Here is a 24,581-nt window from a genome sequence, read left to right as displayed (position 1 = left end):
CATTAAAAGCCAATGAATCGTCGGAAACTCGTTGACATTCTCTAATTATTGGCTTTTTACGTATTAAAAATCACTTTGGAGATGCGAAATGGCTCTATGGATCGAAACCGAGACGGGTCCGGTCGAAGCCATTGACCTGCGCGCGGCCTTCGACGAAGTCCGGCGCCTGCCCTTCGTCCTGCGCATCCTGCTTGAAAACGTCGCCCGCCGCGACCCCGCGCGCCTTGCCTCGTTCACCGACGCCCTGCGCGATTGGCTCGGCGAGGGCACGAGCGAGGCGGAGGTGGATTTCCACCCCTCCCGCGTCCTCATGCACGACACGACCTGCGTTCCCGCCCTGGTGGACATCGCCGCCATGCGTGACGCCATCGCGGAGGCAGGCGGCGATCCGTCGCGCCTGACACCCGTGCTGCCCGTCGACGTATCGGTCGATCACAGCGTCGCCGTCGACCGGTATGGCCGCGGCGACGCGCGGGAACACAACATGCGGCGCGAGATGGACCGCAACAGCGAGCGCTACCGCCTGATGAAATGGGCGACCACGGCACTGCCGGGCGTGCGGGTGCATCCGCCCGGCACCGGCATCATGCACACGCTGAACCTCGAACAGCTCGCCACGGTCATGGAGGTCGTCGAGCGGGACGGCACGCGCCGGGCCGCCCCGGATACGCTGATCGGCACGGACAGCCATACGCCGATGATCAACGGCATCGGCGTGCTCGCCTGGGGCGTCGGGGGCCTGGAGGCCGAGAGCGTCTTCTTCGGCCTGCCGGTGACGATCCGCCTGCCCGACGTCGTCGGGGTCCGTCTCACCGGCCGGCTCGGCCCGGGCGTGCTGTCCACGGACCTTGCACTCGAGGTCACCCATCTGCTCCGAAAGCACGGCATATCGGGAGAGTTCATCGAGTTTTTCGGCGAAGGCGTTCCGGCGCTGACCTGCGGCGACCGCGCCGTCGTCGCCAATATGGCGCCCGAATACGGCGCTTCCACCGGCTTTTTCCCGATTGACGGACAAACCGTCGCCTATCTGCGCCAGACCGGCCGCAGCGCGGACCATTGCGCCTTCGTCGAAAGGGCGGCAAAGGCCCTCCACCTCTGGTTCGACCCGGCGGCGGAGCCGCGCTACAGCCGCATAATCGATCTCGACCTATCGGCAATCGAACCGATCCTCGCCGGCCCCCGACGCCCGCAGGACAGGCTGCCCGTCGCAACGGCCGCCGAGGCACTGGAGGCAGCAAGCGGCAAGCCCTTCGAAACCGGAAAAACCATACCGGACGGCGCGATTGCCATTGCCGCCATCACGAGCTGCACCAACACCTCCGATCAGCGTCTCCTCGCCGCCGCCGGCCTCGTTGCCCGGAAAGCACGGCGCCTCGGCCTTCGCCCGCCCGCCTGGGTGAAGACATCGCTGGCGCCCGGCTCCCCCGCGGCCGAGCGTTTCCTGGCGCGCAGCGGCCTGCTTGCGGACCTGGAAGCGCTCGGCTTCGGCATCGTCGGCCACGGCTGCACGACCTGCATCGGCAATTCCGGCCCCCTGCAAGCGGACATGGCCGCGGCAATCACGGACGGAACCGTCGCCGCCGCGCTCCTCTCCGGCAACCGGAATTTCCCCGGGCGCGTCCATCCAAGCCTCCAGTTCGGCTTCCTCGCGTCCCCACCGCTCGTCGTCGCCCTCTCGCTCATCGGCAAATTCGTCTCCGATCCGATGAACCGCGACATCGGCCGCGGCCCGCACGGGGAAACCATCCGCCTTGGCGATCTCCTCCCCGCAAACGGGGAGATCGATGCCATTGTGCGAGGGGCCTCCGAGCCCGCCGATTTCGGACAGGCCTTCGCGCAGGCCGCAGCCAACGCGGCATGGCAGGCGCTCGATGCCCCCGCCTCCGCGCGGTTTCCTTGGGATCCCGCATCGACCTATATCCGCCGCCCGCCCTTCGCCTCCGCACGGACGGCAAGCCGGCTCGGCGCCTACGAAGCCCATCCGCTGCTCGTTCTCGGCGACGACATGACCACCGACCATATCTCGCCGGCCGGCCAGATCGGCGCGGCCAGCCATGCGGGACGGCATCTCGTCGCGCATGGCGACCCGCCGGACGACCTGAATGTCTACGCCGCCCGCCGCGGAAACTGGCAGGTTATGGTCCGCGGCCTCTTCGACAACCGCACCGCCGGCAACCTGCTGATCGACGGCCGGCCCGCCGCCCGCACCATCCATGCCCCGACGATGGAGGAAGGCCCCCTCTGGGCCATCGCCGAACGCTACCGGCAGGAAAACCGGCCGGTCGTCATCGTCGCGGGCGAACGATACGGCACCGGTTCCTCGCGCGACTGGGCGGCCAAAGGCGTCGCCCTCCTCGGCATACGCGCCGTCATCGCCCGCAGCTTCGAGCGCATCCACCGCAGCAACCTCATCGGCATGGGCGTGCTTCCCGTGGTGATCGATCGCGCCGTGCCGCTTTCGATAGGACCGCAGGACAGGATCACGATCGATGCCACGGCGGTGGAGCCGAGAAGCGAGCTGAAACTGCTCATCCGCCGCGCCGACGGCCAAAACCAGGCTTTGGTGGGAAGGGCGGCCGTGGAAACGGAACGGGAAATCCGGATCCTCAACGCCGGAGGAATGATCTCCACGATCTTGTCCGACACGCGAACGCGTTGAAGTATCGCGCCATACGCCAACAGGCCTGGTGGGACGCGCCGCCACGGTATCCCCCCATGGGATGGACGCTGCGCGGCCAGCAGGCATATCTCGCGCGCCATGGGCGTGATAATCACGGGAAGCCGCCGCACGGATAGAACCAGCCCTCGCGGACATCGAACAAGATATCGAGTAGGAGGAAAAAACATGATCGTCGTCACATCTGAGGAGATTGCAGGTACGCCGCGGGATGCGTCGGGTCCCGGCTGGCAGAGCCGCCGGATGATCGTGCGGGAACATGGAATGGGACATTCGGTTCACGAGACGCGGGTGGCAAAAGGTGCCGAACTGCACCTGCACTACAAGAACCATTTCGAAACGAACTATTGCATCTCCGGCGAGGGCGAAGTGGAGAATGTTTCCACGGGAGAGGTCTTTCCCATCGTCCCGGGAACGATCTATGCCTTGAACGAGCACGATCCCCATATCCTGCGCGCGAAGGAAGCGCTCCTGCTGGTTTGCGTGTTCACGCCGCCGCTCTCGGGCAGCGAGGTTCATCGCGAGGACGGCAGCTATGCCGAGGGCTGAGCACCCGTCTCCATTTCCACGGGATGCAAAACCAAAGGCACAAGCCGCGGGTGACACTTGGATCCTCGGCTCAAGGCCGAGGATGACGTCGATGGGTGGGGCGGCGCTCTTCACCAGGCTGGGGCCGGCGTTTCGCCGGCCTTTCGTCGTCTTCGGCTCAACCCATGCGCTCGGAGGCATAGGAACCGGGGCTGGGCGGGAAGACGATGGTCTTGTTGCCGTTCATGAAGACGCGGTGGTGGATATGGGCATGGACCGCGCGGGCCAGAACCTGGCTCTCCACGTCCCGGCCGATCGACACATAGTCGTCCGCCGACTGCGCATGCGTGATGCGCGCCACGTCCTGCTCGATGATCGGACCCTCGTCGAGGTCCTCCGTCACATAGTGCGCCGTCGCGCCGATCAGCTTCACGCCACGCTCGAAGGCCTGCTTGTACGGGTTCGCCCCCTTGAACGACGGCAGGAACGAGTGGTGGATGTTGATGATCCGGCCCGACATCTTCTTGCACACCGCATCCGACAGCACCTGCATGTAGCGGGCGAGAACGATCAGCTCGGCGCCGGACTGCTCGACGATCTCCACCAGCCGCGCCTCGGCCTGCGGCTTGTTCTCCTTCGTCACCTTGACGTGGTGGAAGGGGATGTCGTGGTTGACGATGACCTTCTGGTAATCGAAATGGTTCGAGACGACGCCGACGATGTCGATCGGCAGCGCGCCGATCTTCCAGCGGTAGAGCAGGTCGTTCAGGCAATGGCCGAAGCGCGAGACCATCAGCAGCACCTTCATGCGCTCGTCGCTGTTGTGGAACTCGTAGGCCATGGCGAAGGCCTTGGCGACCGGCGCAAAGCCCGCGTCGATATCGTCCTGGCTTGCGCCGCCTTCGCTCTTGAAGGTCAGGCGCATGAAGAACAGGCCCGTCTCCTGGTCGTCGAACTGCGAACTGTCGACGATGTTGCACTCCTTCTCGGCGAGGTAGCCGGTAATCGCGGCGACAATGCCGCGGGTCGATTGGCACGATACGGTCAGCACATAGGTCTTCATCGGTTCGTTTCCCCTGGAAGCCGGACGGGCGCGCTTCAGGCCGGCCGCGCGGCACGCGCGAGGGCCTTGAAGGCCATTTCGCGGGTCAGCATGCCGATTGCCGCCCCGCCCTCCGTGACAAGGATGGCATTTTGCGCGGCGAGCGGCGCAAAGCACTGGCCGAGGGCGGCATTGGCGTCGATGCTGGCCACGGGCACGGCCTCGCCGGAAGCACCGCGGGCAAGGAGGCGCAACGCGCCGTCCCGGGCGACGATGACGCCCGGATGCTCGCCGAGCAGCGCAGCGGACCGCTCCGGCGTCGCCTCCGCCTGCGTCAGGACCGGAATCCGCGCGAAGGCCTCGTGGGCATAGAGGGCACGCGACAGGTCGACCTTCCGCACGAACCGATCGACATAATCGTCGGCCGGCCGGAACAGGATCTCCTCGCCCGTGCCGACCTGACGCAATTCGCCGTCCTTGAGGATGGCGATGCGGTCGCCGAGATGCAGGGCCTCGTCGAGGTCGTGGGTGATGAAGATGATGGTCTTTTTCAGCCGTGCCTGGATATCCTTCAGCTGCTCCTGCATGTCGCTCTTGATCAGCGGGTCGAGCGCGCTGAAGGCCTCGTCCATCAAAAGCACCTCCGCTTGCGTCGCCAGTGCCCGGGCCAGGCCGACGCGCTGCTGCATGCCGCCGGAAAGCTGGCGTGGAAAGCGGTTCTCGAACCCCTTGAGCCCGACGAGCTCCAGCTGCTCCATGCCGAGGGCCACCGCCTCGCGGCGGTTGACGCCCTGCAGGATCGGCCCGCAGATGGTATTTTCCAGCACCGTCTGGTGCGGCAGCAGGCCGAAACGCTGGAACACCATGGAAATGCCGGTGCGGCGGAAGGCGATGAGCTCCTTCGCATTCATCTCCATGATGTTGCGGCCGTCGACGAGGATGCGGCCGGCGGTGGGCTCGATCAGCCGGTTGAAATGACGGATCAGGGTGGATTTCCCCGAACCCGACAGGCCCATGATGACGAAGGTCTCGCCGCGATGGATCGAGAAGTCGATGTCCTTGAGGCCGACGACACAGCCGGTCCTCTGCAGAACCTCGGCCTTCTGCGCGCCGGCGCGCAGCTCGGCGAGCGCATCGTCCGGGCGGTTGCCGAAGATCTTGTAGACCTTGTCGACCTGGATTTTCACGTCGGAAGTACTCACGCCTCATTCCCCGCTGGCAAGATGTTTCTGGGCACGCCGGCCATAGGACTGGGCGATGCGGTCGAAGATCACGGCGAGGAAGACGATGGCGATGCCGGCGATGAGGCCGCGGCTGACCTCCAGCCGCTGAATACCCTGCAGGACCTGATAGCCGAGGCCGCCGGCACCGATCATCGAGGCGATGACCACCATGGAAAGCGCCATCATCGTCGTCTGGTTGACGCCGGCCATGATGGTCGGCAGGGCAAGCGGGATCTGCACCTTGAGGAGTTTTTGCCGCGGCGTCGCGCCGAAGGCAACGATCGCCTCGACCACTTCGCCGTCGACCTGGCGGATGCCGAGATCGGTCAGCCGGATCACCGGCGGAATGGCGAAGAACACGGTGGCAAGGATCGCCGGGATCTTTCCCGGGCCGAACAGCATGACGAAGGGAATGAGATAAACGAAGATCGGCAGCGTCTGCATGATGTCGAGCAGCGGCAGCGCGATCGAGCGCAGCCAGTCCGAGCGCGCCATGACGATGCCGAGTGGAATGCCGATTACGACGGCCACCACCGTCGCGGCGAGCATGAGCGCAATCGTCGCCATCGCGTCGTTCCAAAGGCCGAGGGCCCCGATGAAGACGAGCATGGCGACGGCCCCGCCGGTTGCCTTGAGGCTCCGTGCGGCCGAATAGGTCAGCGCGGCGATGACGGCGATGGTGACGTACCACGGCAGCCATTGCAGGAAGCTTTCAAGGGCGCTCAGGAGCTTGAGCAGCGGCAGCAGCATTCGTTCGAACGTATCGCCGTAATGCGCCACGACCCAGCTGAAGCCGTCGTCGATGGCAAAGCGGAGACCGCGGGTGTCGATGAATTCGGGGAAATTGTCTGCCACGGCACAAGCCTTTCACGATGCATCTCTTGCCGGCCGCCACGCGACGCGGACCGCCGGCAAAGGAAGGTCGCAAGAGCGGCGCAACCGCGCGGTCGCGCCGCCTCGCCAGAGGACCCTCAGAGCGAGGCCTTGACCTTTTCGGCGACGTCGGCCGGGACCCACTTGGTCCAGATGCTCTCATAGTTCTTGAAGAAATAGGCCGCGACTTCCTCCGGCGAGGCCTTGTTGTCGTCGCCCCAGGCCAGCACGTCGCTGATCTCGGCGTTCGGAACCTGCATCTTCGACAGGAACTCTGCGACATCCGGCGCCTTTTCCTTCAGGCTCGTGGTCGCGGCGACGGCAACCTCGCCCACGGCCCAGCCGGTCAGTTCCGGCTTCTCGCACTTGGCATCGGTGAGGCATGTGAACTTGGCCGCATCATAGGCAGGCATGTCCAGCACCTTGAGCCTGTACTTGCCGATCACCTCGGTCGGCCCCCAGTACCAGCCGACAAATGGCTTCTGGCGCGAGACTTGGCGGGCGATGGTGGCCTTGAGGTTTGCGCCGGATCCGGTCGGATAGACTTCATAGGTCTCTTCGAGGCCGAGCGCCTTGATGAGGTTGTTGGTGATGATCTCGCAGCCCCAGCCGGGCGGGCAGGCGAAGAAGCGCCCCTTGCCGGGGGCCGATGCGTCCTCGAACACCTTCCAATTGTCCTTGAGGTCGCTGACGGAGCGGATTTCCGGATGCGCCTCTGCAACATAGTCCGGGATCCACCAGCCTTCCTGGCCGCCGCTGGCGAAGATATCACCGGCCTTGTACACCGTGCCTTTCGCCAGCATCTGGTCCCAGGTCGACTTGACGGTCGAGACCCAGAGTTCCGGCGCGATGTCCGGCTCGCCCTTGGCCAGCATGGAGGAGGCCGTCGGCACCGTGTCGCCGGGCACGATCTGCACGGTGCAGCCGTAGCCTTCGGCAAGGATCGCCTTGGTCACATAGGCGAGCGTGCCGGCGGAAAGCCACGTCATTTCCGCCACGGTGATCGGATCCGTCGTGCCGCATTCCGCCGCCTGGGCAGCGTTGCCGCCGAGCAGCATGCAGGAGAGGCAAGCGCCCGCGAGAATCGATGTCCTGATCTTCATGTCCGTTCCCTTTGTTGTGGTTGTCGTGCTCGTGACGGTTACGATGTCGAATGCGGTCACTTTTATCAAACCGAAATAACTGATCCGCATTTCAGAAAAACTTTAGCGAATGAACGCCTCGATCCGCTCGATCAGCGCGGCGTCGACGGCCACGCCATCCCGCTCGGTGCGCCGGCGCGCGGCCCGCCGGCGGCCGCCCGGCAGACGTGCGCCCTCCTGCCCGGCGATGGCGCCGAGAAGGTTTGCGACCTGCGGCGAAAAGGTTGGTGAAAAGGCCGACGGATCGAAGGCGATGAAGCACTGGCCGGTCCGCGGCGGCCCGCCCGCCGTGCCGGAGAACGGGCTCGCATCCTTGCTGAGGGCCGCTCCCGATAGGCAGGATGCAAGGATTTCGACGAGAAGGCCGGCGCCGAACCCCTTGTAGCCGCCGGCTGGCAGCATCGAGCCCTTGAGGGCGGCGACGGGATCGAGCGTCGGCGCGCCATCGGCATCGAGCGCCCAGCCAGGTTCGATGGGCCTGCCCTCGCGCGAGCGCAGGAGGATCTCCGATTTCGCCACCACGCTTGCCGACTGGTCGAGCACGAGCGCGACCCCGCCTGCCTCGTCCGGCACGCCGAGCGCGAAGGGATTGGTGCCGATGACGGGCGTGCGCCCGCCGGGCGGCGCGATGGACGCCGGGGCATGGGTGGTGCAGAGGCCAAGCAGGCCCGCTTCGGCGATGCGCTCGGCATGATGGCCGAGCACGCCGCAATTGTAGGAGTTGAACACCGTCAGCGCGGCTACCCCGTTCCGCCCGGCGGCGGCGACGAAGCGATCCCAGCCGGCATCGATCGCCGGATGGGCGAAGCCGGTCGCCGCATCGACGACGATGGCGCCGGGACGCGGCTCCGACACGACGGGCGACGCCCTGCCGTCGACCTTGCCGCAGCGCAGGTGCTCCGCGTAGATCGGCACATAGAGCAGGCCATGGCTGCGAATGCCGTCGCGCTCGGCCAGCATCGTCGACCGGGCGACGGCGGCGGCGTTGTCCGTGCTGGCCCCTGATGCCGTCAGTGCGCGCAGGCACAGATGCTCGACCGCAGCGAGCGTCATCACCCGTTCCGTCATGGAAATATCCTCAATCGTTGTCCGTGGTTCCCGCGCCCGCACCCTGCGCGCGCGAAAAATCCGAGGCCGGGACGCAGGTTCGCGCCGCAAGCGCAAGTGCCGCCGCATAGGCCGCCAGATCGCTTGCCGCCGGTCGCGGCGTTGCCGGCCGCGCAAGGCGGTCGTCCCCGGGCAGGAGACGAAGCACTGCCGCGGACGGCATGAGGCCACCGGCATCCTCCACCAGCGCAAGCGGGACGACAGCGCCCTCGCCGCGCTCCACCGCAAGGCAGAGCCCCATGTCCCCTGCCGTCGCACCGGCAAGACCGATCAGCAGCAGGCCGCAATCCCGGCCGTGCAGCGCGACCTCGTCCCGGCCGCCGCAGCAGAGCGCATCGATATCCGCAAGGCCTTCGAGAATGTCATCCGGCCCCCGCCCGGCAAGCGCGTCGACGACGGCAGCGACGGCATCGACGCCGCGCGCCGCCAACCAGACGGCGGCCTCGCCGATATCCTCCGCAACACCGTAAGGCAGTCCCGCGCCGGCAGCCGCCTTGCGGGCGAGTGTCTGCACTTCATTGTAGGAAAGCAGGATCGTCGTCATGGCAGCACCGGAAGCCAGCAGTCGTCGGTTTCGCCGGCCGTGATCTCGCCGGCCGTCGGGGCGCCCTGGAAGAGCGTGATGCGCGTCCAGCGATCCGAGCGCGGATCGAATTTCGACGCGCCGAAGAAGGCGAGCTTGCAGCGCAGCATGTCGATCGGCAGGCAGCGGTCCGAGAGCAGGTTGTCGCGGATTTCCGCATAGGGCGCGCCGGCCGTCGCCTGGATGCGGCGAACCATGTGGCGATGCTTCGGGAAACGGGCGAGGAAGGCGGCGACGGTCCCGGTCTCCGGCACTTCGGCAAGGTCGGCGGCGAGCCGCTGCGCCTGCCGGGCGATGTCGAGCGGCAGCTCCAGTTCCGCCCCGGGCTCGGCTCCGCGGCGGCCGAGGCGCGGCTCCAGCTTCTCCTGCGAGACATACCAGAACTGGGCGGTTTCGGCCGGCTCCCCGAAGGCGATGGCGAGCGCCCATCCATAGTGCTCGCGCAGGAGCGCGCGGAGGGCCGCCAGGTCCATGCCCGGTCGGAGCACCCCTTCGCGCACCGCCGCCATGCCGCCTGCAAGGTCATCGTTTTCAGGTCCCGCCATCTCGATGAGCAGCGCGGCAAGCAGTTCCTGGAAATCCACGGAGAGGAGCTGCCCGCGGTCGAGCAGGGCCGCGACCGGAAAGGCCGTGGCCAGCAGCCGCGCAGGATCGATCCAGGCTTCGGCCTCGGCCCACTCCGCGCGCAGGCGAACGATGCGTGCCGCAAGCCCGTCATCCTCCACCGACCATTGGTCGAGGTGCCGGGCCGCCTGTCGCCAGAGATCGGCCAGCCTGTTCACCGCCGCCGCATCAAGATGCGGTTTCGACCGCACACGCGCCAGGGCGGTCTCGCGGGCGAGGACCCAGTTGTTCAGCAGCACCGGATGGTTTACCAGGAACGGCGCCATGCCGAGGCCGGTGGAATTGCCGACCCCGATGTGACGGCGCAAGTCCGGCGCCAGCAGCACGGCGGTTTCGGGCGCGCGGCACCGGGCGATGTGCTCGACGAGGTCGTGCGAGAATTCGCGGATCAGCCAGACGGTGAGCATCTCCGCCTGGAAGGGACCATCCAGCCCCCTGCGCCCGGCAAGGACGCAACGGTCGGCGATGCCGAATTTTCCATTGCCGTAGACGGCGGTGGTGCGCAGCAGGTAACCGACCTCGCCGAGACGCGCCCGATCCGGCTGCCGGCCTTGGGCCAGGCTGTCGGCGACATGCTCGAAGAAGCGCACGGACTTGTTGGCGCGGCTCAGCACCAGGTCGCGCGGGCCGAAGCGCCCCGCCTCCTGCCGCGACGCGTTCGCCCGCAGCCGGCCGATCTCGGCGGCATCGGGAATGCCGTCATAGAGCACGTAGCTCGTATCCCAGGCCTCGGCGATCACGCGGTCGGAGCGCTGGTCGTCGGAGAGCGGGCAGGAGAAGGCGACAAGGCTGTAGTCATGGCCGCCGAGCCGCAGCGTATAGACCGCCTCGCCAAACCCCTCGTCGTCCATGCGCCAGACACCGCGATGCACCGCCGCGCCGCTTGCCGCAAGATGCCGGATCAGGCTGCGCAGGAAGCTGAGCCGCGTCGGAAAAGAGGCCCCCATTCGCCGCAGGCGCATGACGACATCCGGCGAGCGCAGTGCCAGCGCAGGCTCCGTCGTTACGTCGAGCGCGCGGCCGGTCATGGCATCGGCCCGAACGAAGCGTTGTAGAAGCGCAGCCAGTTGCCGCCCATGATGCCGCCCATCTCGGCCTCCGAGAAACCGGCCCTGTGCAGCCCGTCCCGCAGGTTGCCGAGATCGGTATTGCTGGTGAACCAGGCCGGCTGGCGGGGAAAGCCGGCCGCGGCGGCCGACCCTTCACCGAAATCCATCACCTTCGACCAGCGGCCATTGCGCATCCATGTCACCACCGAATCCGGCTGGTCCTGGCAAAGGTCGCTGCCGATGCCGACATGCTCGACGCCGTAGCGCGCGGCCGTCTCCGCGACCATGGCGCAAAAACCCTCCAGCGTGCAGTTGGACCCGTCCTTCAGGTGATGTGGATAGAGCGACAGGCCGAGCATACCGCCGGATCGTGCCAGCGCCTTCAGGACCGTGTCGGACTTGTTGCGCAGGGCAGGATGCCACCAGTGCGGATTGGCATGGGTAATGGCGATCGGACGGGTCGAGATCTCTATCGCCTCCAGGGTCGAGCGTTCGGCGGAATGGCTCATGTCGATGACCATGCCGACGCGGTTCATCTCGGCGATGGCCTGGCGACCGAAGCGGGTGATGCCGGGATCTTCCCCCTCGTAGCAGCCGGTGGCAAGCAAGGACTGGTTGTTGTAGGAAAGCTGCATGAAGCGAACGCCGAGCGTATGGCAGACCTCGATGAGCCCGATATCGTCCTCGATGGGCGACGGGTTCTGCAGGCCGAAGAAGATGGCAGTGCGCCCCTCCCGCATCGCCCGCTCGATATCGCTGCCGGATCGGCCCGGGAAGATGAGGTCCGGGTGGCGCTCGAAGTGGCGGTTCCAGGCGATGATGTTGGCGACCGTCTCGCGGAAGCTCTCGTGATAGGCGATGGTGGCATGGACGGCATGCACGCCGCCGGCCCGCATCTGGGAGAAAACGCGCGGGCTCCAGTTGGCATATTGCAGGCAATCGACGAGGGGGCTGGCGATCTTTGCATCCATGGCCTTACTCCGGCTCCCCCGCCCGGATATAGGCGGTCTTGACCTGGGTGTAGAATTCGGCGGCCGAGCGGCCGTGCTCGCGCGAGCCGAAACTCGAATCCTTCCGCCCGCCGAAGGGCACATGATAGTCCGTGCCCGCCGTGGGCAGGTTGACGGTCATGCAGCCGGTTTCGACATGGCGCCGGAAGTGGGTGGCGCGAGCGAGCGAGCTGGTGAAGATGCCGGCAACCAGCCCGAAGCGCGTGTCGTTGACGACGGAAAGTCCCTCCTCGTAGGAGCTGACCTTCTGCACCGCGGCGATGGGCGCGAACATCTCCTCGCGGTTGAATTCCATGGCATTGGTCGTGCCGGTCAGGAGCGCGGGGGCCATGTAGAAGCCGTCATGGGCAAGCTGCAGGCGCTCGCCCCCGACGGCGACCGCGGCGCCAGCGGCGCGGGCACGCTCCATCCAGGCGAGGTTGGCGGCAAGCTGGCGTTCGCTGACCACCGGGCCGACCTGGGTTCCGTCCGCCAGCGCATGGCCGACCTTCAGCGCCGCGACGGCGGCAGCCAGTTTCTCGACGAAGACGTCGTGGACCTTCGCATGCACCAGGAGACGGGAGGAGGCGGTGCATTTCTGCCCCGTGCCCGAATAGCCGCCGCCGATCGAGGCCGCGACGGCAAGGTCGATATCGGCGTCGTCCATGACAAGCAGGGCGTTCTTGGAGCCGAGTTCCAGCTGGAACTTGGTGAGGTTCGCGGCCGCGGCGACAGCCACCTGACAACCGACCTCGTAGGACCCGGTAAACGTGATGGCATCGACCCCGCGATGGCCGGCAAGTCCGTTGCCGACGACCGAACCCGGCCCCATCAGCAACTGGAACGCTCCGTCCGGCAAGCCGGCGCGGTGGATGATGTCGGCAAGCGCGAAGGCTGAGGCCGGCGTCTCGTTGGCCGGCTTCCAGATGACGGCATTGCCATAGGCGAGCGCCGGGGCGATCTTCCAGCTGGCGGTGGCGGTCGGGAAATTCCAGGGGGAAACGACGGCCACCAGCCCCATCGGCTCGCGGCGCATGTCGATCTCGATGCCGGGGCGGACCGAATCCGCGTTCTCGCCGAGCTGACGCAGCACTTCGGCCGCATAATAGGTGAAGAACTGGCCGGCGCGAAACACCTCGCCGCGGCCTTCCGCCAGCGGCTTGCCCTCCTCCCGTGAAAGCAGTTCGCCGAGTTCGGCGGCACGCTCCATCAGTTCCATGCCGATCGTGTTGAGGATCGCCTGGCGCTGTTCGAGCCCGATCTTCCGCCAGGCCGGCAGTGCTGCGCGGCCGGCCGCCACCGCCTCGTCGACATCGGCTGCATCCGCCTGCGCGTAAAGGCCGATCAGGTCGGTGACATCCGACGGGTTGCGGTTCTCGTGGAAACGTTCGCCCTGCCTCCATCGGCCGCCGATCAGGTTGGCGTAGCGTTCTGCCATTTGCATCTCCATTCCGTTCGACCGAAAATCCGCCAGCGCCACGCTTCAATCAAGCAGATATTTCTGTTATCAATTTCAGAAGAATTGAAGTGAGTGCCATGATCAAGCTGGAAGCATTGCGGGTCTTCGTCACGGTGGCGGAGAGCGGGAACATCAAGGATGCGGCCGACGCCGTCGGCCGCACCGCGTCGGCCGTGTCGATGACCCTGAAGCAGCTGGAAGACGAGATCGGCGGACCGCTGTTCCAGACGGACCGCAAGAACAGCCTGACGGCGCTCGGCAACCTGATGCTCGATCTCGGCCGCGAGCAGATCAGGAGTTTCGACAAGTCCGTCAGCATCATGCGCGCTTTCGCGCACAGCCGCATCGGCAGCCTGTCGATCGCCTCGGTGCCGTCCGTGGCGACGAACGTGCTGCCGCCGATCCTGCAACGGTTTCTTCAAACCCGGCCGCAGGTGCAGGTCGAGCTGTTCGACATCGACAGCGCGCAGGTGCGCCGCATGGTGGAAAGCGGCGTCGCCGATATCGGCATTGCCGGCGAAAGCCGCACGGGCGGCGCGGTGGAGTTCACGCCGCTTTTCAGCGACCGGTTCAAGCTGCTTTGCAAGGACGATCACGACCTCTGCCGCCTCGAACGACCCGTCAAATGGAGCGATCTCAATGGGGCGACGCTGATCCGCAATGGCGCGTCCGACCGGATCGAGGCGGCGGATTACAAGCAGCTTTCGGCACTGTCGCTGATCACCGTCTACAACGTCACCTCACTGGTCGCGATGGTGAAGGCGGGCCTCGGCCTGACCATCCTGCCCTCGCTGACCATGCATGGCGCGCATGAGGGCGTGGCGGCGCTGGACCTTGCCGATGCGGCGGCGAGCCGCCGGGTGGGGCTGGTCGAGCGGCGCGACGTTCCCCCCTCGCCCGTCGCCGCGGCCTTCCGCGCCTTCGCCCTGAAGGAAATTCCGGCCATAGTGGCCGAGCGGCTTGGAACCTGACCACCGGGCGCCTTGCACCTCACGAATGAGGCGTGGCGCCGGCGCGCCGGGCTTTTGCCGGCGTATGACCATAAGCGGCCCTGAAGGCGCGGGAAAAATGCCCGGCGCTGGAAAAACCGGTGGCATAGGCGATTTCGGCGATGGAAAGCGGGCTCTGCTCCAGGAGGCGCCGGCCATGCGCCAGGCGGATCGCGCGATAGGTATCGAGGAAGCTCTGCCCGCGATGGGTAAGGAACAGCCGGTCGAGATGGCGCGGGCTGATGCCGGCAAGCCGCGCCATCTCGCTGCGGTTCAGCGGATTTTCGATGGCTGTCTCCATCTTTTCGAGGACGGCCAGCAAAGCCGGATGGTTGGTGCCGAACCGCTCCGCCACCGCGCCGCGCTGCGGGTCGGCCGGTTCGGCAACGGCGGTGTGCAGATACCAGTCGCTGACGCGGCGGGCGAAATCCGCGCCCATGCGCGCGGCGATCACCGCATGCATCATGTCGAGCGGCGCCACGCCGCCGCCGCAGGTGACGCGTCCGCCATCGACCACGAAGCGCGCCTGACGCGGCACAAGATGCGGGAACGTCTCGCGCAGCAGCGGCGCATGTTCCCAATGGATGGTGAAGGCGCAGGCATCGAGCAGCCCGGCGGCCGCGAGCACATAGGCGCCACTCGAAATCCCGCCGATGCGCACGCCATCCCGGGCGAATTTGCGTAAGGGCGCATGCAGGGCGGAACTGCCCTGCCAGTCGGCGGGATTGCCGCCGGCACAGACATACAGCGTGTGGCAGCTGCCGCCGAGATCGGAAAGCCGGCCGCAGGCGATCTCCAGGCCGGCCGAGCTTCTGACCGGAAGGCCATCCGCCGAGAGCGGCACGACCTCATAGAGCGGGCTGCCGGCGATGAGGTTGGCCGCGCGCAGCGGCTCGCTCGCCGAGGCATAGGACATCAATGCGAAATTCGGCAGCAGGATGAAGCCGATGCGTTGCAGGTTTCGGATATCAGGAGGCTGCATGTCCTGATTCTACCTCAAAAAGTCCCTTCAATGCAATGAAGCATGCCCGTTCGCTGCTACTCAAGGACCAACGGCCTCTCTCACGAAAAGCGACGGCGATGCGCTACTCAGCCCTCTCCCTCCTCTGGAACGGACTTCGCGGCAACCGCGACTGGCGACCGGCCTGGCGCCAGCCGCAGCCGAAACCGCATTATGACGTGATCATCGTCGGTGGCGGCGGGCATGGGCTGGCGGCGGCCTACTACCTCGCCAAGGAATTCGGCATCGCCAATGTGGCGGTGCTGGAGAAAAGCTACATCGGCTCCGGCAATGTCGGCCGCAACACGACGATCATCCGCTCCAACTACCTGCTGCCGGGCAACAACCCGTTCTATGAACTGTCGATGAAGCTCTGGGAGGGGCTGGAGCGGGACTTCAACTTCAACGCCATGGTCTCGCAGCGCGGCGTGCTGAACCTCTACCACTCCGACGCGCAGCGCGACGCCTATATGCGGCGCGGCAATGCCATGCGCCTGCACAGCGTCGATGCCGAACTGCTTGACCGCGACGACGTGCGCCGCATGGTGGCCTTCCTCGATTTCGACAATGCCCGCTTTCCCATCAAGGGCGGGCTGCTGCAGCGGCGCGGCGGCACGGTGCGCCACGACGCGGTCGCCTGGGGCTATGCCCGCGGCGCCGACAGGCACGGCGTCGACATCATCCAGGGCTGCGAGGTCACCGGCATCCGCCGCGAGAACGACCGCGTCGCCGGCGTCGAGACGAGCCGCGGCTTCATCGGCTGCGGCAAGCTGGCGCTGGCGGCGGCCGGCAATTCGTCCGAGGTCGCCCGCATGGCGGATCTCAAGCTGCCGCTCGAAAGCCATGTGCTGCAGGCCTTCGTCTCGGAGGGGCTGAAGCCCTTCATCGACGGCGTCGTCACCTTCGGCGCGGGACATTTCTACGTCTCGCAGTCCGACAAGGGCGGCCTCGTCTTCGGCGGCGATATCGACGGCTACAATTCCTACGCCCAGCGCGGCAACCTGGCGACCGTCGAACATGTCGCCGAAGCCGGCAAGGCGATGATCCCGGCGCTCTCGCGCGTCAGGGTGCTGCGCGCCTGGGGCGGCATCATGGACATGTCGATGGACGGTTCGCCGATCATCGACCGCACGCCGATCGACAATCTCTACCTCAATGCCGGCTGGTGCTACGGCGGCTTCAAGGCAACGCCCGCCTCCGGCTTCTGCTTCGCCCATCTCCTGGCGCGCGGCGTGCCGCACGAAACGGCGGCGGCCTTCCGCCTCGACCGTTTCCGACGGGGTCACCTCATCGACGAAAAGGGCCAGGGCGCCCAGCCGAACCTTCACTGACGGAGATTTGACATGGCAAGCCTCGTGCCCTGCCCGCATTGCGGGCCAAGACCGAAAGAGGAATTCACCATCAAGGGTGCGGCGCTGCCACGCCCCGCGCCAACCGCCGATCCGGCCGAGTGGTTCGACTATGTCTATCTGCGCGACAATCCGCGCGGGTCCCATGAGGAATACTGGCACCACACCGCCGGCTGCCGCCGATGGCTGGTCGTCAGCCGCGACACCATCACCCACCAGGTCGCCGCCTGCCGCGATGCCGCAGTGCAAGGACACGCCGCATGAGCTCCCATCGCCTGCCGCAGGGCGGCCTGATCGATCGCAGCAAGCCGCTCGCCTTCACCTTCGACGGCAAGCAGATGCAGGGGTTCCAGGGCGACAGCCTCGCCTCCGCCCTGCTGGCCAACGGCCGCCGGCTCGTCGGCCGCAGCTTCAAATACCACCGTCCGCGCGGCATCCTGACGGCCGGCGCCGCCGAGCCGAACGCGCTCGTGACCATCGGCAGCGGCGGGCGCACGGAGCCCAATACGCGCGCCACCATGCAGGAGCTTTATGCCGGCCTTGCGGCCCGCAGCCAGAACCGCTGGCCCTCGCTCGACTTCGATATCGGCGCGCTGAACGGCCTCCTCTCGCCCTTCCTCGGCGCCGGCTTCTACTACAAGACCTTCATGTGGCCCGCCGCCTTCTGGGAGAAGGTCTACGAGCCCTTCATCCGCAAGGCCGCCGGTCTCGGGAGGGCGACGCATCAGGCCGACCCGGATCGCTATGAAAAGCGCTGGGCGCATTGCGACCTTCTCGTCATCGGCGCCGGGCCGACGGGGCTTGCCGCGGCACTTTCGGCCGCCCGGTCCGGCGCGCGCGTCATCGTCGCCGACGAGCAGGCGATGGCCGGCGGCGCACTGCTGTCCGAAACCGCCACGATCGCCGGCAGGCCGGCGCCGGCCTTCGCGCAGGACTGTGCCGCGGAGCTGGAGGCGCTGCCGAACGTCACGCTGCTGACGCGCACCACCGTCTTCGGCTGGTATGACGGCAATGTCTTCGGCGCGGTCGAGCGGGTGCAGAAACATCTCGCCGAACCGGCGCCGTCCGTGCCGGTCGAACGCCTCTGGCGCATCGTCGCCAAGGGCGCGATCCTCGCCAGCGGCGCGGAAGAAAGACCGCTGGTCTTCGGCGGCAACGACATTCCCGGCGTGATGATGGCCGGCGCCATGCGCAGCTACCTCAATCGCCATGCCGTCGCGCCCGGAAGGGCGACGGCGATCTTCACCACCAATGACAGCGGCTATGCACTCGCCCGCGATCTCGAGGCGAAGGGCCTCGATGTCGCGGCCATCATCGATCCGCGTGAAAGCGGCGGCGCGGACTATGCCGGAAAGGCGCGCCTCATCCGCAACGCGGTCGTCACCGACGCTCATGGCGGCAGGAGCCTGTCCGCCATCGACATTCGCACGGGCGGCCGTACGGAACGGCTGGCGGTGGACGCGCTCGCCCTGTCGGGCGGCTTCAGCCCGGTCATCCACCTGGCCTGCCATCGGGGCGGCAGACCCGTCTGGTCCGACGAGAAGGCGGCATTCCTGTCCCCGGCAAGCCTCGATGGCCTCGTTCCCGCCGGCGCCGCATCCGGCATCGCCGGCCTTGCAGCCTGCCTTGCGGACGGCGCGCGCCAGGGCGCCAGCCTCGCCGCCGCGCTCGGCTTTGCCGCAAGCCCCATCCCCTTCGGTCCGGTCGAGGGCGATGCGCCGGCTGCGCCCGCCAAGGTGCTCTGGTCGATCCCCGGCGTCCGGGGCAAGGCCTTCGTCGATTTCCAGAACGACGTGCACCACAGGGATCTCGATCTTGCGGTGAAGGAAGGCTACGGCCATGTGGAACTCGCCAAGCGCTATACGACCAGCGGCATGGCGACCGACCAGGGAAAACTCTCCAACATCAATGCCATCGGCCTGCTGGCCGAAGCGCGCGGCGTTTCGCCGGGCGAGGTCGGCACGACCACCTTCCGTCCATTCTACACCCCCGTCTCCTTCGGCGCCCTTGCGGGCGCCTATCACGGAGAGCACTTCCAGCCGGTGCGCCGCTCGCCGCTGCATGGCTGGGCGGAGCGCCATGGCGCGGTCTTCGTCGAAACGGGCCTCTGGTACCGTTCCGCCTGGTTCCCGCGCACCGGCGAGAAAGGCTGGCGGGAGAGCGTCGACCGCGAGGTTCTCAACGTGCGCAACAATGCCGGGCTTTGCGATGTCTCCATGCTCGGCAAGATCGAGATCTGCGGGCCGGACGCCGCCGAATTCCTCAACCGGGTCTATTGCAACGCCTTCCTGAAGCTGCCGGTCGGCAAGGCCCGCTACGGGCTGATGCTGCGCGAGGACGGCATGGTCTACGACGACGGCACGACAAGCCGGATCGAGGAAAACCGCTTCTTCATGACGACGACCACGGCCTATGCGGCGGGGGTCATGAACCACTTGGAGTTCTGCGCGCAGGCGCTCTGGCCGGAGCTCGACGTGCGCCTCGCCTCCGTCACCGACCAGTGGGCACAGATGGCGATCGCCGGGCCGAAATCGCGAAAGATCCTGCAAGTCATCGTCGACGAGGATCTCGGCAACGACGCCTTTCCTTACCTGGCGGCCCGGGAGGTCTCGCTGTTCGGCGGCAGGCTGCACGGCCGGCTCTTCCGCATCTCCTTCTCCGGCGAGCGCGCCTACGAGCTTGCCGTGCCCGCGGCCTATGGCGACCGCGTCGCCGAGGCGCTGATGGAGGCCGGGCAGGCCGATGGCCTGATGCCCTACGGCGTGGAAGCCTTGAGCGTTCTGCGCATCGAGAAAGGTCATGTCACCCACAACGAGATCAATGGAACCGTGACCCCGGGCGACCTCGGCTTCGGCAAGATGGTGTCGGCAAGCAAGCCGGACTTCATCGGCAAGGCCATGCTGCAACGCGAAGGTCTCAACGCCCCCGACCGGCCGCGCCTCGTCGGCGTCGTGCCGCTCGATCCCGGTCAGTCTTTCCGCAGCGGCGCGCATATCCTGGCGAAGGGCGCGGCTCCAACCCTGGAGAACGACCAAGGCTACGTTACCTCCAGCGCCTTCTCGCCGCATATCGGCTCGACCATCGGGCTGGCGCTGGTCAGACGCGGCGACGAGCGCCATGGCGAGGACGTCACCGTGTGGAACGGGCTGCGCGGTGAATTCACCGCCGCACACCTCTGCGCTCCCGTGTTCTTCGATCCGGCCAACGAGAAGCTTCATGCCTGACCTTCGCCCCTTCCCGGCGCTTGCCGCCCGCAAGCCTCTCGCCTCGTCGCGCATCCGCCTGTCGGCGCTTCCCGAAGGCACGATCCTGCAAATGATCGCGGGACTGCAAACGCCTGGTCCGGTGGATGGCCTCGAACGGCTTGCCGCCGAGACCGGGCTTGCGCTGCGGGCGATCTCGCCCGGCCAGTGGCTGCTCGTCGGTGACCGGCCGACCCCCTATTCGCAGGCATGCCGCCTGCTCGCGGCACTGGAGCCGCATGCCAGCGGCATCGATCAGAGCCATGGCCGGGTGCGCCTGCATCTGGAAGGGCCGATGGCCGCGGCGGTGCTGTCCAAGGGCACGGCCGTCGACCTTCATCCGTCCGCCTTTGCGCCGGGGCACACGGCCGCGACCCTTGTCGGCCATGTCTCGGTCCACCTCACGCGCCTCGATGCGGAGGCCTTCGAGATCACTGTCCTGCGTGGATTCGCCGAAACCCTGTGGGACGACCTCGCGCTTATGTGCGCGGAATTCCTCTAGCCTGAGGATCCGGCGGCGAGCCTCGTCGTTTCGCGGACGATCCCGTCGAAAGCGCGCCTGGCCCGCAGGGAAAGACCGCGGGCACGCACATAGCCGTGCGGAAGGGCTGCGCCAGCCAGCAGCAATGCCGTACCGCCAGCCGCGCCGATCGCCCGGCAATAGGCTTCTCCCTCGCAGGCCAGCGGATCGTATTCCGCGATGAATACGACCGTCGGGGGCAGGCCGGAAAAATCACCGGCTGCGAGCGGGCTGAAGCGCGGGTCGTCATAGGGCGGCGCGCCGCCCGCCCGCGCCGCGTCATAGGCCCTGACATCGTCCTGGGAGAGCAAGGGGGCATGCGCATGCCGCTCATGGCTCTCGCCGATCCAGGCTGCGGACATCGCCGGATAGATCAGAAGCTGGCCGATCGCCGGCCGCCTTGCCCCCTTCATGGCGTGGCAGAGGCAGGCCGCGATATTGCCCCCGGCGGATTCCCCCATGACGAGAAGGGGCGCGGCGAAGTGCCGGCCGGCCCACCGGAAGGCGCACACGGCGTCCTCGAACGGCGCCGGATGACGATGTTCGGGCGCCAGCCGATAGTCGACCGAGACGACGGACAGGCCGGTCCTTGCGCAGAGTTCGGCGCAAACATCGTCGTGGCTTTCGAGGCCGCCCAGAATGAACCCGCCGCCATGGAAGTAGAGAACGACCGGCCGATCCGGCCGATAATCCGCACCGGTCCGGTATTCCCGGACAGCAACGCTGTGCCCGCAATCCTCGGCTCGACGATCCGTGCGGCTCACGCCGTCGGGATGCGGCTGGCGCAGGGCTTGGCACATGCGGTCATAGATCCTGCGGTTTTCGCCGACCGGCAAGGCGAGCGCATCCGGCGGATAGAACGTGTTGACCGTGTCAACATAGGCCTGCAGGTCGGGATCGAGTCGATAATCCATCTCGGGTCTCTGCATAGACGGGAAAGAGCCGCGCTGACCTTGGAACGCCAGCGCGGCAAGCGGGCCGGACAGGGGTCCGACAGGGGAGCTAGAGGCCGTTCGACGCCAGGAATGCGGCTGCCACCTCTTCGATCGACTTCTTCCGCACGTCGATCTCGCCGTTCAACTGCTGCATGGTCGCGTCGTCCAGTTTGGCGGAAAGCTGATCGAGGAGCTCGCCAAGCCTGGGATTGGCTTCCAGGACATCGCTCCGGATCGTCGGCACCAGCGCATAGTCCGGGAAGAAATGCCGGTCGTCGTCGAGCAGGACGAGGTCCATGGCGGCGATCCGGCCATCCGTCGCGGCGACGACCGCAAGATCGACGTCCCCGTTCTGAAGGGCGGGAAAGACCAGCCCGATTTCCATCGGCCGGATATTCCTCCGGCCCGCCTCGAAGCCGTAGGTTTCCTGGAGGCCGAGCAACCCGTCCTGCCGCTTGGGAAACTCCGCGGTCGTTGCCATCACCGGGTCCTTGCCGGCATTGTAGGCGGCAGCCAGGTCCGACAGGCTCGCCATTCCGTCGGTCTTCGGATTGTCCTTGCGGATCGCAAGCGCATAGGTGTTGTTGGCGCGCGACGGCGAAAGCCAGGTGATGCCGCGCTCGGCATCCTTTTCCTTGACGATCCTGTAGGTTTCATCCGGTGTCAGGCGATCGGTGATCTTGTTGAAGTTGACGAGCGCCGTGCCGGTATATTCCCAGTAGACGTCGATCTCGCCGTTCTCCAAGGCGGCGCGGACGATGTTGGTGCCCATTCCGTCCCGCTTGCTCACCGTGAAGCCGTTCTTCTGCAGGAGCTGCGTCGTCATTTCGGCAAGCAGGAACTGCTCCGTGAAATCCTTGCCGCCGACCTTGATGTCCTGTGCCGCGGCCGCGCCGGCGGCGGTCATGGCAAGACCGGCGACCAGTGCGGCCTGAATGGCAGTCTTCAGGTTATCGATGATGCGCATCATGTCGTTCCCTTCGTTCTGTCGTTGTTCAACTCACTTGAGGGTCTGCCGCGTCGTTCGATGCCGAAAGCCGCACCGCCGTCTCCCAGAGTTCGGCGTCGACGCGGACAGGCTGGTTTCTCCCGGATCGCCCGGGAAACCTCGCGCCTGCGGCCTCGTGAGCCGTGGCCAGCCGGCCGATGGCCTCGGGGAAGTGACCGGCGGAGAAATGGCCGGGATCGATCGCGATCAGGAACTGCCCGACGCACGGCGGGCCGCCCTCATCGTTGCCGAAGGCGCTCGCCTCCGTGCTGAGGACCGAACCGGTCAGCGCGGCGGCCAGGATTTCGACAAGGAGGGCGATATTGGCGCCCTTGCGGCCGCCGGCCGGCAGGAGCGAGCCTTCCAGGCCGGTGGCCGCATCGGTCGTCGGCCGTCCATGCCTGTCCTGTGCCCAGCCCGCCGGGATCGCCTCGCCGCGATTGCGGCGGAGGATCATCTCCGTCTTGGTGACGGCGCTCATGCTCTGGTCGACGACAATAGGGGGAGCTTCCGCCGAAGGCACGGCGAAGGCGAGCGGGTTCGTTCCGAAGAGTGCCTGTGTCGCACCGGGCGGCGCGACGGAGGCCGGCGCATTCGACAGGCAAAGACCGATCAGGCCGTTTTCCGCGAGCGGGAGGACGTGATGAGCAAGCGCGAGACAATTATAGGAGTTGCGCACCGCCATCGCCCCGATGCCGGACCGGCGGGCCGCATCGACCAGGGCCGGCGTACCGGCCGCGATGGCGGGATGCGCGAAGCCGCATCGCGCATCGACCGTCACCGTGGCGCCGCGTGGCGCCACATCGGGAACGGCCTTTCCATCCACCTTGCCGATCGTCAGATGCCGGCAGAAGATCGGCAGGTAGTAGAGGCCGCAGACACGGTTTCCGCCGGCCTCCGCCCTGGCGATCGCCTGCGCCACGGGGCGCGCGTTGTCGACGGTCGCGCCATGCTTCTCCAGCGCGGCGAGGCAAACCGCCTCGATCGTTTCACGGGTCGTCTCGACCGTGCTCATCGGCTGGCCGCGTAGCGTCTTTCGCCCGCGGCGACGAGGTCGTCGGCGAGGGTGAAACCCAGCCCCGACATCTTGAAGGCATCGAGCCAGCCGTTCCTCGGGGCAAGGCCCGGGGAGGACACGATATCCTTCTCGACGAGCTGCCACATGATCTGGTTGCCGTCGTCGAGATTGGGGATGGCAAGCCCGATGTGATGTTCGGCGCAGGTGGTGATGCCCGTAGTGAAGGACGAATGGATGCAGATCTTCAGCCCGGCGGATTCCGCCACGGCCGCCGCCTTCATCATCGGCTGTATGCCGCCGATCTCGCGCGGGCCGATGCAGATCATGTCGGCGGCCCGCTGGCGGCAGATCTCGTAGACGTCGTAGAGCGTGAAAGCGGCCTGGTCCGCCACGATCGGAATGCCGACCTTCTCGCGCACATGCGCCATTGCGGGAATGCTCCAGCTCACCGTCGGCTGCTCGATGAACTCGATGTCGTATTTCTCCAGCTTGCGGCACATGTTGATCGCGTCATGCACGCTCCAGCCCTCGTTCGCGTCGAGGCGCAGGCGCGCATCGCCGATCTCGCGGCGGACCGCGGCGGTGATTTCGAGGTCCAGCTTCTCGCCGCGGCCGACCTTGAGATAGAAGACCCGCTCGCCATTGGCGTGGCCGGCAGCGGCGTCGCGCGCAAGCTCCTCGGCCGTCTCGCCCTGGAGGAAATAGAAGTAGCCGACCGCCTTGCGGTGCGCGCCGCCGAGCAGCTGGTGGACGGGAAGGCCGGCAAGCTTGCCCTGGAGGTCCCACATGGCCATGTCGATGCCGGAGAACATCTGGTTGGCGGCCCGCATGATGTTCGCGCCGTGCCCGAGATATTCCCGGTGGAAGATGCGCGCGATGAGCGGGGCCACATCATGCGGCGAATGGCCGACGAGATGGCCGGCGAGGCGCTGGAGGATGGCCGCCGTGCCGGTCTGGTCCGGTGCGACCGTGCACTCGCCGATACCGACGGTGCCGTCATCCGCCTCGATCTCGATGAGATTGACGGCAAAGGATTCCCGAATGCCGTAGGACCAGTGATAGGGCTGCTTCAAAGGCAGGACCAGCGGACGGATGCGGATGCTTGATATCTTGACCATTCCCGGGATTCCTCGAAACGACGGCCGGCATTGCCCGGCTTCCTGCATGCGGCGGCCGGCTTCCGGCACGCCTCTTCCCCTCCCGCCTGCAGGACCCGCAGGCGGGCGAGACTGGTAATGAGACGC

Annotated in this window: 21 protein-coding genes; 7 read left to right on the top strand and 14 right to left on the bottom strand. The window is 66.7% G+C overall.

Annotated elements, in window-relative coordinates:
• Window positions 1-88: 88 nt before the first annotated feature.
• Together acnA and AABQ55_RS28430 are read left to right on the top strand one after the other, a co-directional pair.
• Window positions 89-2,659 carry an aconitate hydratase AcnA gene (gene acnA, locus AABQ55_RS28435; protein ID WP_272808188.1) on the top strand — a complete coding sequence of 857 codons (2,571 nt, stop codon included), beginning with the start codon at window positions 89-91 and terminating at the stop codon, window positions 2,657-2,659.
• A 186-nt stretch (window positions 2,660-2,845) separates the two neighbouring features.
• Window positions 2,846-3,226 (top strand): ectoine synthase, encoded by a 381-nt coding sequence (locus tag AABQ55_RS28430; protein WP_245082022.1) that lies wholly within the window; start codon window positions 2,846-2,848, stop codon window positions 3,224-3,226.
• 157 nt (window positions 3,227-3,383) lie between these two features.
• On the opposite strand, the gene purU is transcribed toward AABQ55_RS28430, so the two are convergent.
• The 9 genes from purU to AABQ55_RS28385 all read right to left on the bottom strand — a co-directional run bounded on the left by purU (window position 3,384) and on the right by AABQ55_RS28385 (window position 13,275).
• The gene (purU, locus tag AABQ55_RS28425; protein ID WP_272808189.1) at window positions 3,384-4,268 is read right to left on the bottom strand and encodes a formyltetrahydrofolate deformylase; all 885 of its coding nucleotides are present in this window, start codon (window positions 4,266-4,268) and stop codon (window positions 3,384-3,386) included.
• Window positions 4,269-4,303: 35 nt separating this feature from the next.
• A complete protein-coding gene (locus AABQ55_RS28420; protein ID WP_272808190.1) occupies window positions 4,304-5,449 on the bottom strand; it encodes a quaternary amine ABC transporter ATP-binding protein in 1,146 nt (381 codons plus the stop codon).
• Window positions 5,450-5,452: 3 nt separating this feature from the next.
• Window positions 5,453-6,325, bottom strand: a complete 873-nt coding sequence (locus AABQ55_RS28415) for an ABC transporter permease (RefSeq protein ID WP_338341924.1) — start codon at window positions 6,323-6,325, stop codon at window positions 5,453-5,455.
• A 116-nt stretch (window positions 6,326-6,441) separates the two neighbouring features.
• Window positions 6,442-7,446, bottom strand: coding sequence for a glycine betaine ABC transporter substrate-binding protein (locus AABQ55_RS28410; RefSeq protein WP_272808191.1), 1,005 nt, complete (start codon window positions 7,444-7,446; stop codon window positions 6,442-6,444).
• Between the two features lie 102 nt (window positions 7,447-7,548).
• Window positions 7,549-8,553, bottom strand: a complete 1,005-nt coding sequence (locus AABQ55_RS28405; RefSeq protein WP_272808192.1) for an Ldh family oxidoreductase — start codon at window positions 8,551-8,553, stop codon at window positions 7,549-7,551.
• A 10-nt stretch (window positions 8,554-8,563) separates the two neighbouring features.
• The gene (locus tag AABQ55_RS28400; RefSeq protein ID WP_272808193.1) at window positions 8,564-9,136 is read right to left on the bottom strand and encodes a DUF3726 domain-containing protein; all 573 of its coding nucleotides are present in this window, start codon (window positions 9,134-9,136) and stop codon (window positions 8,564-8,566) included.
• Window positions 9,133-10,827, bottom strand: coding sequence for a hypothetical protein (locus AABQ55_RS28395; RefSeq protein ID WP_272808194.1), 1,695 nt, complete (start codon window positions 10,825-10,827; stop codon window positions 9,133-9,135). The genes AABQ55_RS28400 and AABQ55_RS28395 overlap by 4 nt, the downstream gene beginning before the upstream one ends.
• Complete coding sequence (locus AABQ55_RS28390) at window positions 10,824-11,819, bottom strand: membrane dipeptidase (RefSeq protein WP_272808195.1); 996 nt, start codon at window positions 11,817-11,819, stop codon at window positions 10,824-10,826. The genes AABQ55_RS28395 and AABQ55_RS28390 overlap by 4 nt, the downstream gene beginning before the upstream one ends.
• A gap of 4 nt (window positions 11,820-11,823) precedes the next feature.
• Window positions 11,824-13,275 carry an aldehyde dehydrogenase family protein gene (locus AABQ55_RS28385; RefSeq protein ID WP_272808196.1) on the bottom strand — a complete coding sequence of 484 codons (1,452 nt, stop codon included), beginning with the start codon at window positions 13,273-13,275 and terminating at the stop codon, window positions 11,824-11,826.
• A 98-nt stretch (window positions 13,276-13,373) separates the two neighbouring features.
• Between AABQ55_RS28385 and AABQ55_RS28380 the strand changes: the two genes are divergently transcribed.
• Window positions 13,374-14,267: a LysR family transcriptional regulator gene (locus tag AABQ55_RS28380; protein ID WP_272808448.1), complete on the top strand. Its 894-nt coding sequence runs from the start codon at window positions 13,374-13,376 to the stop codon at window positions 14,265-14,267.
• Window positions 14,268-14,286: 19 nt separating this feature from the next.
• Here the strand turns inward: AABQ55_RS28380 and AABQ55_RS28375 are convergent, their stop codons facing one another.
• On the bottom strand, window positions 14,287-15,267 hold the full coding sequence (locus tag AABQ55_RS28375; protein WP_272808197.1) for a GlxA family transcriptional regulator: 981 nt from the start codon (window positions 15,265-15,267) through the stop codon (window positions 14,287-14,289).
• A gap of 98 nt (window positions 15,268-15,365) precedes the next feature.
• On the opposite strand from AABQ55_RS28375, the gene AABQ55_RS28370 reads away from it, so the two are divergent.
• Genes AABQ55_RS28370 through AABQ55_RS28355 form a run of 4 tightly spaced genes read left to right on the top strand, consistent with a single transcriptional unit; the run spans window position 15,366 to window position 20,378 of the window.
• On the top strand, window positions 15,366-16,616 hold the full coding sequence (locus AABQ55_RS28370) for a sarcosine oxidase subunit beta family protein (protein WP_272808198.1): 1,251 nt from the start codon (window positions 15,366-15,368) through the stop codon (window positions 16,614-16,616).
• Between the two features lie 12 nt (window positions 16,617-16,628).
• The gene (locus tag AABQ55_RS28365) at window positions 16,629-16,898 is read left to right on the top strand and encodes a sarcosine oxidase subunit delta (protein WP_272808199.1); all 270 of its coding nucleotides are present in this window, start codon (window positions 16,629-16,631) and stop codon (window positions 16,896-16,898) included.
• Window positions 16,895-19,858 (top strand): sarcosine oxidase subunit alpha, encoded by a 2,964-nt coding sequence (locus tag AABQ55_RS28360; RefSeq protein ID WP_272808200.1) that lies wholly within the window; start codon window positions 16,895-16,897, stop codon window positions 19,856-19,858. Before AABQ55_RS28365 ends, AABQ55_RS28360 begins: the two co-directional genes overlap by 4 nt.
• A complete protein-coding gene (locus AABQ55_RS28355; RefSeq protein WP_272808201.1) occupies window positions 19,851-20,378 on the top strand; it encodes a sarcosine oxidase subunit gamma family protein in 528 nt (175 codons plus the stop codon). The genes AABQ55_RS28360 and AABQ55_RS28355 overlap by 8 nt, the downstream gene beginning before the upstream one ends.
• Here AABQ55_RS28355 and AABQ55_RS28350 read toward each other — a convergent pair.
• From AABQ55_RS28350 to AABQ55_RS28335, 4 genes are all read right to left on the bottom strand, one after another.
• Complete coding sequence (locus tag AABQ55_RS28350; protein ID WP_272808202.1) at window positions 20,375-21,310, bottom strand: alpha/beta hydrolase; 936 nt, start codon at window positions 21,308-21,310, stop codon at window positions 20,375-20,377. The two genes, AABQ55_RS28355 and AABQ55_RS28350, sit on opposite strands and share 4 nt — an antisense overlap.
• A gap of 88 nt (window positions 21,311-21,398) precedes the next feature.
• Window positions 21,399-22,298: a glycine betaine ABC transporter substrate-binding protein gene (locus tag AABQ55_RS28345; RefSeq protein ID WP_288085347.1), complete on the bottom strand. Its 900-nt coding sequence runs from the start codon at window positions 22,296-22,298 to the stop codon at window positions 21,399-21,401.
• 28 nt (window positions 22,299-22,326) lie between these two features.
• Window positions 22,327-23,334 carry an Ldh family oxidoreductase gene (locus tag AABQ55_RS28340; RefSeq protein WP_272808204.1) on the bottom strand — a complete coding sequence of 336 codons (1,008 nt, stop codon included), beginning with the start codon at window positions 23,332-23,334 and terminating at the stop codon, window positions 22,327-22,329.
• Window positions 23,331-24,455, bottom strand: coding sequence for a mandelate racemase/muconate lactonizing enzyme family protein (locus AABQ55_RS28335; RefSeq protein ID WP_272808205.1), 1,125 nt, complete (start codon window positions 24,453-24,455; stop codon window positions 23,331-23,333). The genes AABQ55_RS28340 and AABQ55_RS28335 overlap by 4 nt, the downstream gene beginning before the upstream one ends.
• Between the last annotated feature and the right edge of the window lie 126 nt (window positions 24,456-24,581).

Source organism: Shinella sp. WSD5-1, assembly GCF_963942435.1.
In the GTDB taxonomy this organism is placed as follows: Bacteria; Pseudomonadota; Alphaproteobacteria; order Rhizobiales; family Rhizobiaceae; genus Shinella; species Shinella yambaruensis.
This window is presented reverse-complemented; position numbering and strand designations above follow the sequence as displayed.

Bases quoted from the DNA above. Each gene is read 5' to 3' on its own strand.
- AABQ55_RS28370 (WP_272808198.1), top strand. From the start codon at position 15,366: ATGCGCTACTCAGCCCTCTCCCTCCTCTGGAACGGACTTCGCGGCAAC.
- AABQ55_RS28350 (WP_272808202.1), bottom strand. From the start codon at position 21,310: ATGGATTATCGACTCGATCCCGACCTGCAGGCCTATGTTGACACGGTC.
- AABQ55_RS28345 (WP_288085347.1), bottom strand. From the start codon at position 22,298: ATGCGCATCATCGATAACCTGAAGACTGCCATTCAGGCCGCACTGGTC.
- AABQ55_RS28365 (WP_272808199.1), top strand. From the start codon at position 16,629: ATGGCAAGCCTCGTGCCCTGCCCGCATTGCGGGCCAAGACCGAAAGAG.
- purU (WP_272808189.1), bottom strand. From the start codon at position 4,268: ATGAAGACCTATGTGCTGACCGTATCGTGCCAATCGACCCGCGGCATT.
- AABQ55_RS28410 (WP_272808191.1), bottom strand. From the start codon at position 7,446: ATGAAGATCAGGACATCGATTCTCGCGGGCGCTTGCCTCTCCTGCATG.
- AABQ55_RS28390 (WP_272808195.1), bottom strand. From the start codon at position 11,819: ATGGATGCAAAGATCGCCAGCCCCCTCGTCGATTGCCTGCAATATGCC.
- AABQ55_RS28340 (WP_272808204.1), bottom strand. From the start codon at position 23,334: ATGAGCACGGTCGAGACGACCCGTGAAACGATCGAGGCGGTTTGCCTC.
- AABQ55_RS28375 (WP_272808197.1), bottom strand. From the start codon at position 15,267: ATGCAGCCTCCTGATATCCGAAACCTGCAACGCATCGGCTTCATCCTG.
- AABQ55_RS28335 (WP_272808205.1), bottom strand. From the start codon at position 24,455: ATGGTCAAGATATCAAGCATCCGCATCCGTCCGCTGGTCCTGCCTTTG.
- AABQ55_RS28360 (WP_272808200.1), top strand. From the start codon at position 16,895: ATGAGCTCCCATCGCCTGCCGCAGGGCGGCCTGATCGATCGCAGCAAG.
- AABQ55_RS28400 (WP_272808193.1), bottom strand. From the start codon at position 9,136: ATGACGACGATCCTGCTTTCCTACAATGAAGTGCAGACACTCGCCCGC.
- AABQ55_RS28405 (WP_272808192.1), bottom strand. From the start codon at position 8,553: ATGACGGAACGGGTGATGACGCTCGCTGCGGTCGAGCATCTGTGCCTG.
- AABQ55_RS28380 (WP_272808448.1), top strand. From the start codon at position 13,374: ATGATCAAGCTGGAAGCATTGCGGGTCTTCGTCACGGTGGCGGAGAGC.
- AABQ55_RS28385 (WP_272808196.1), bottom strand. From the start codon at position 13,275: ATGGCAGAACGCTACGCCAACCTGATCGGCGGCCGATGGAGGCAGGGC.
- AABQ55_RS28395 (WP_272808194.1), bottom strand. From the start codon at position 10,827: ATGACCGGCCGCGCGCTCGACGTAACGACGGAGCCTGCGCTGGCACTG.
- AABQ55_RS28355 (WP_272808201.1), top strand. From the start codon at position 19,851: ATGCCTGACCTTCGCCCCTTCCCGGCGCTTGCCGCCCGCAAGCCTCTC.
- acnA (WP_272808188.1), top strand. From the start codon at position 89: ATGGCTCTATGGATCGAAACCGAGACGGGTCCGGTCGAAGCCATTGAC.
- AABQ55_RS28430 (WP_245082022.1), top strand. From the start codon at position 2,846: ATGATCGTCGTCACATCTGAGGAGATTGCAGGTACGCCGCGGGATGCG.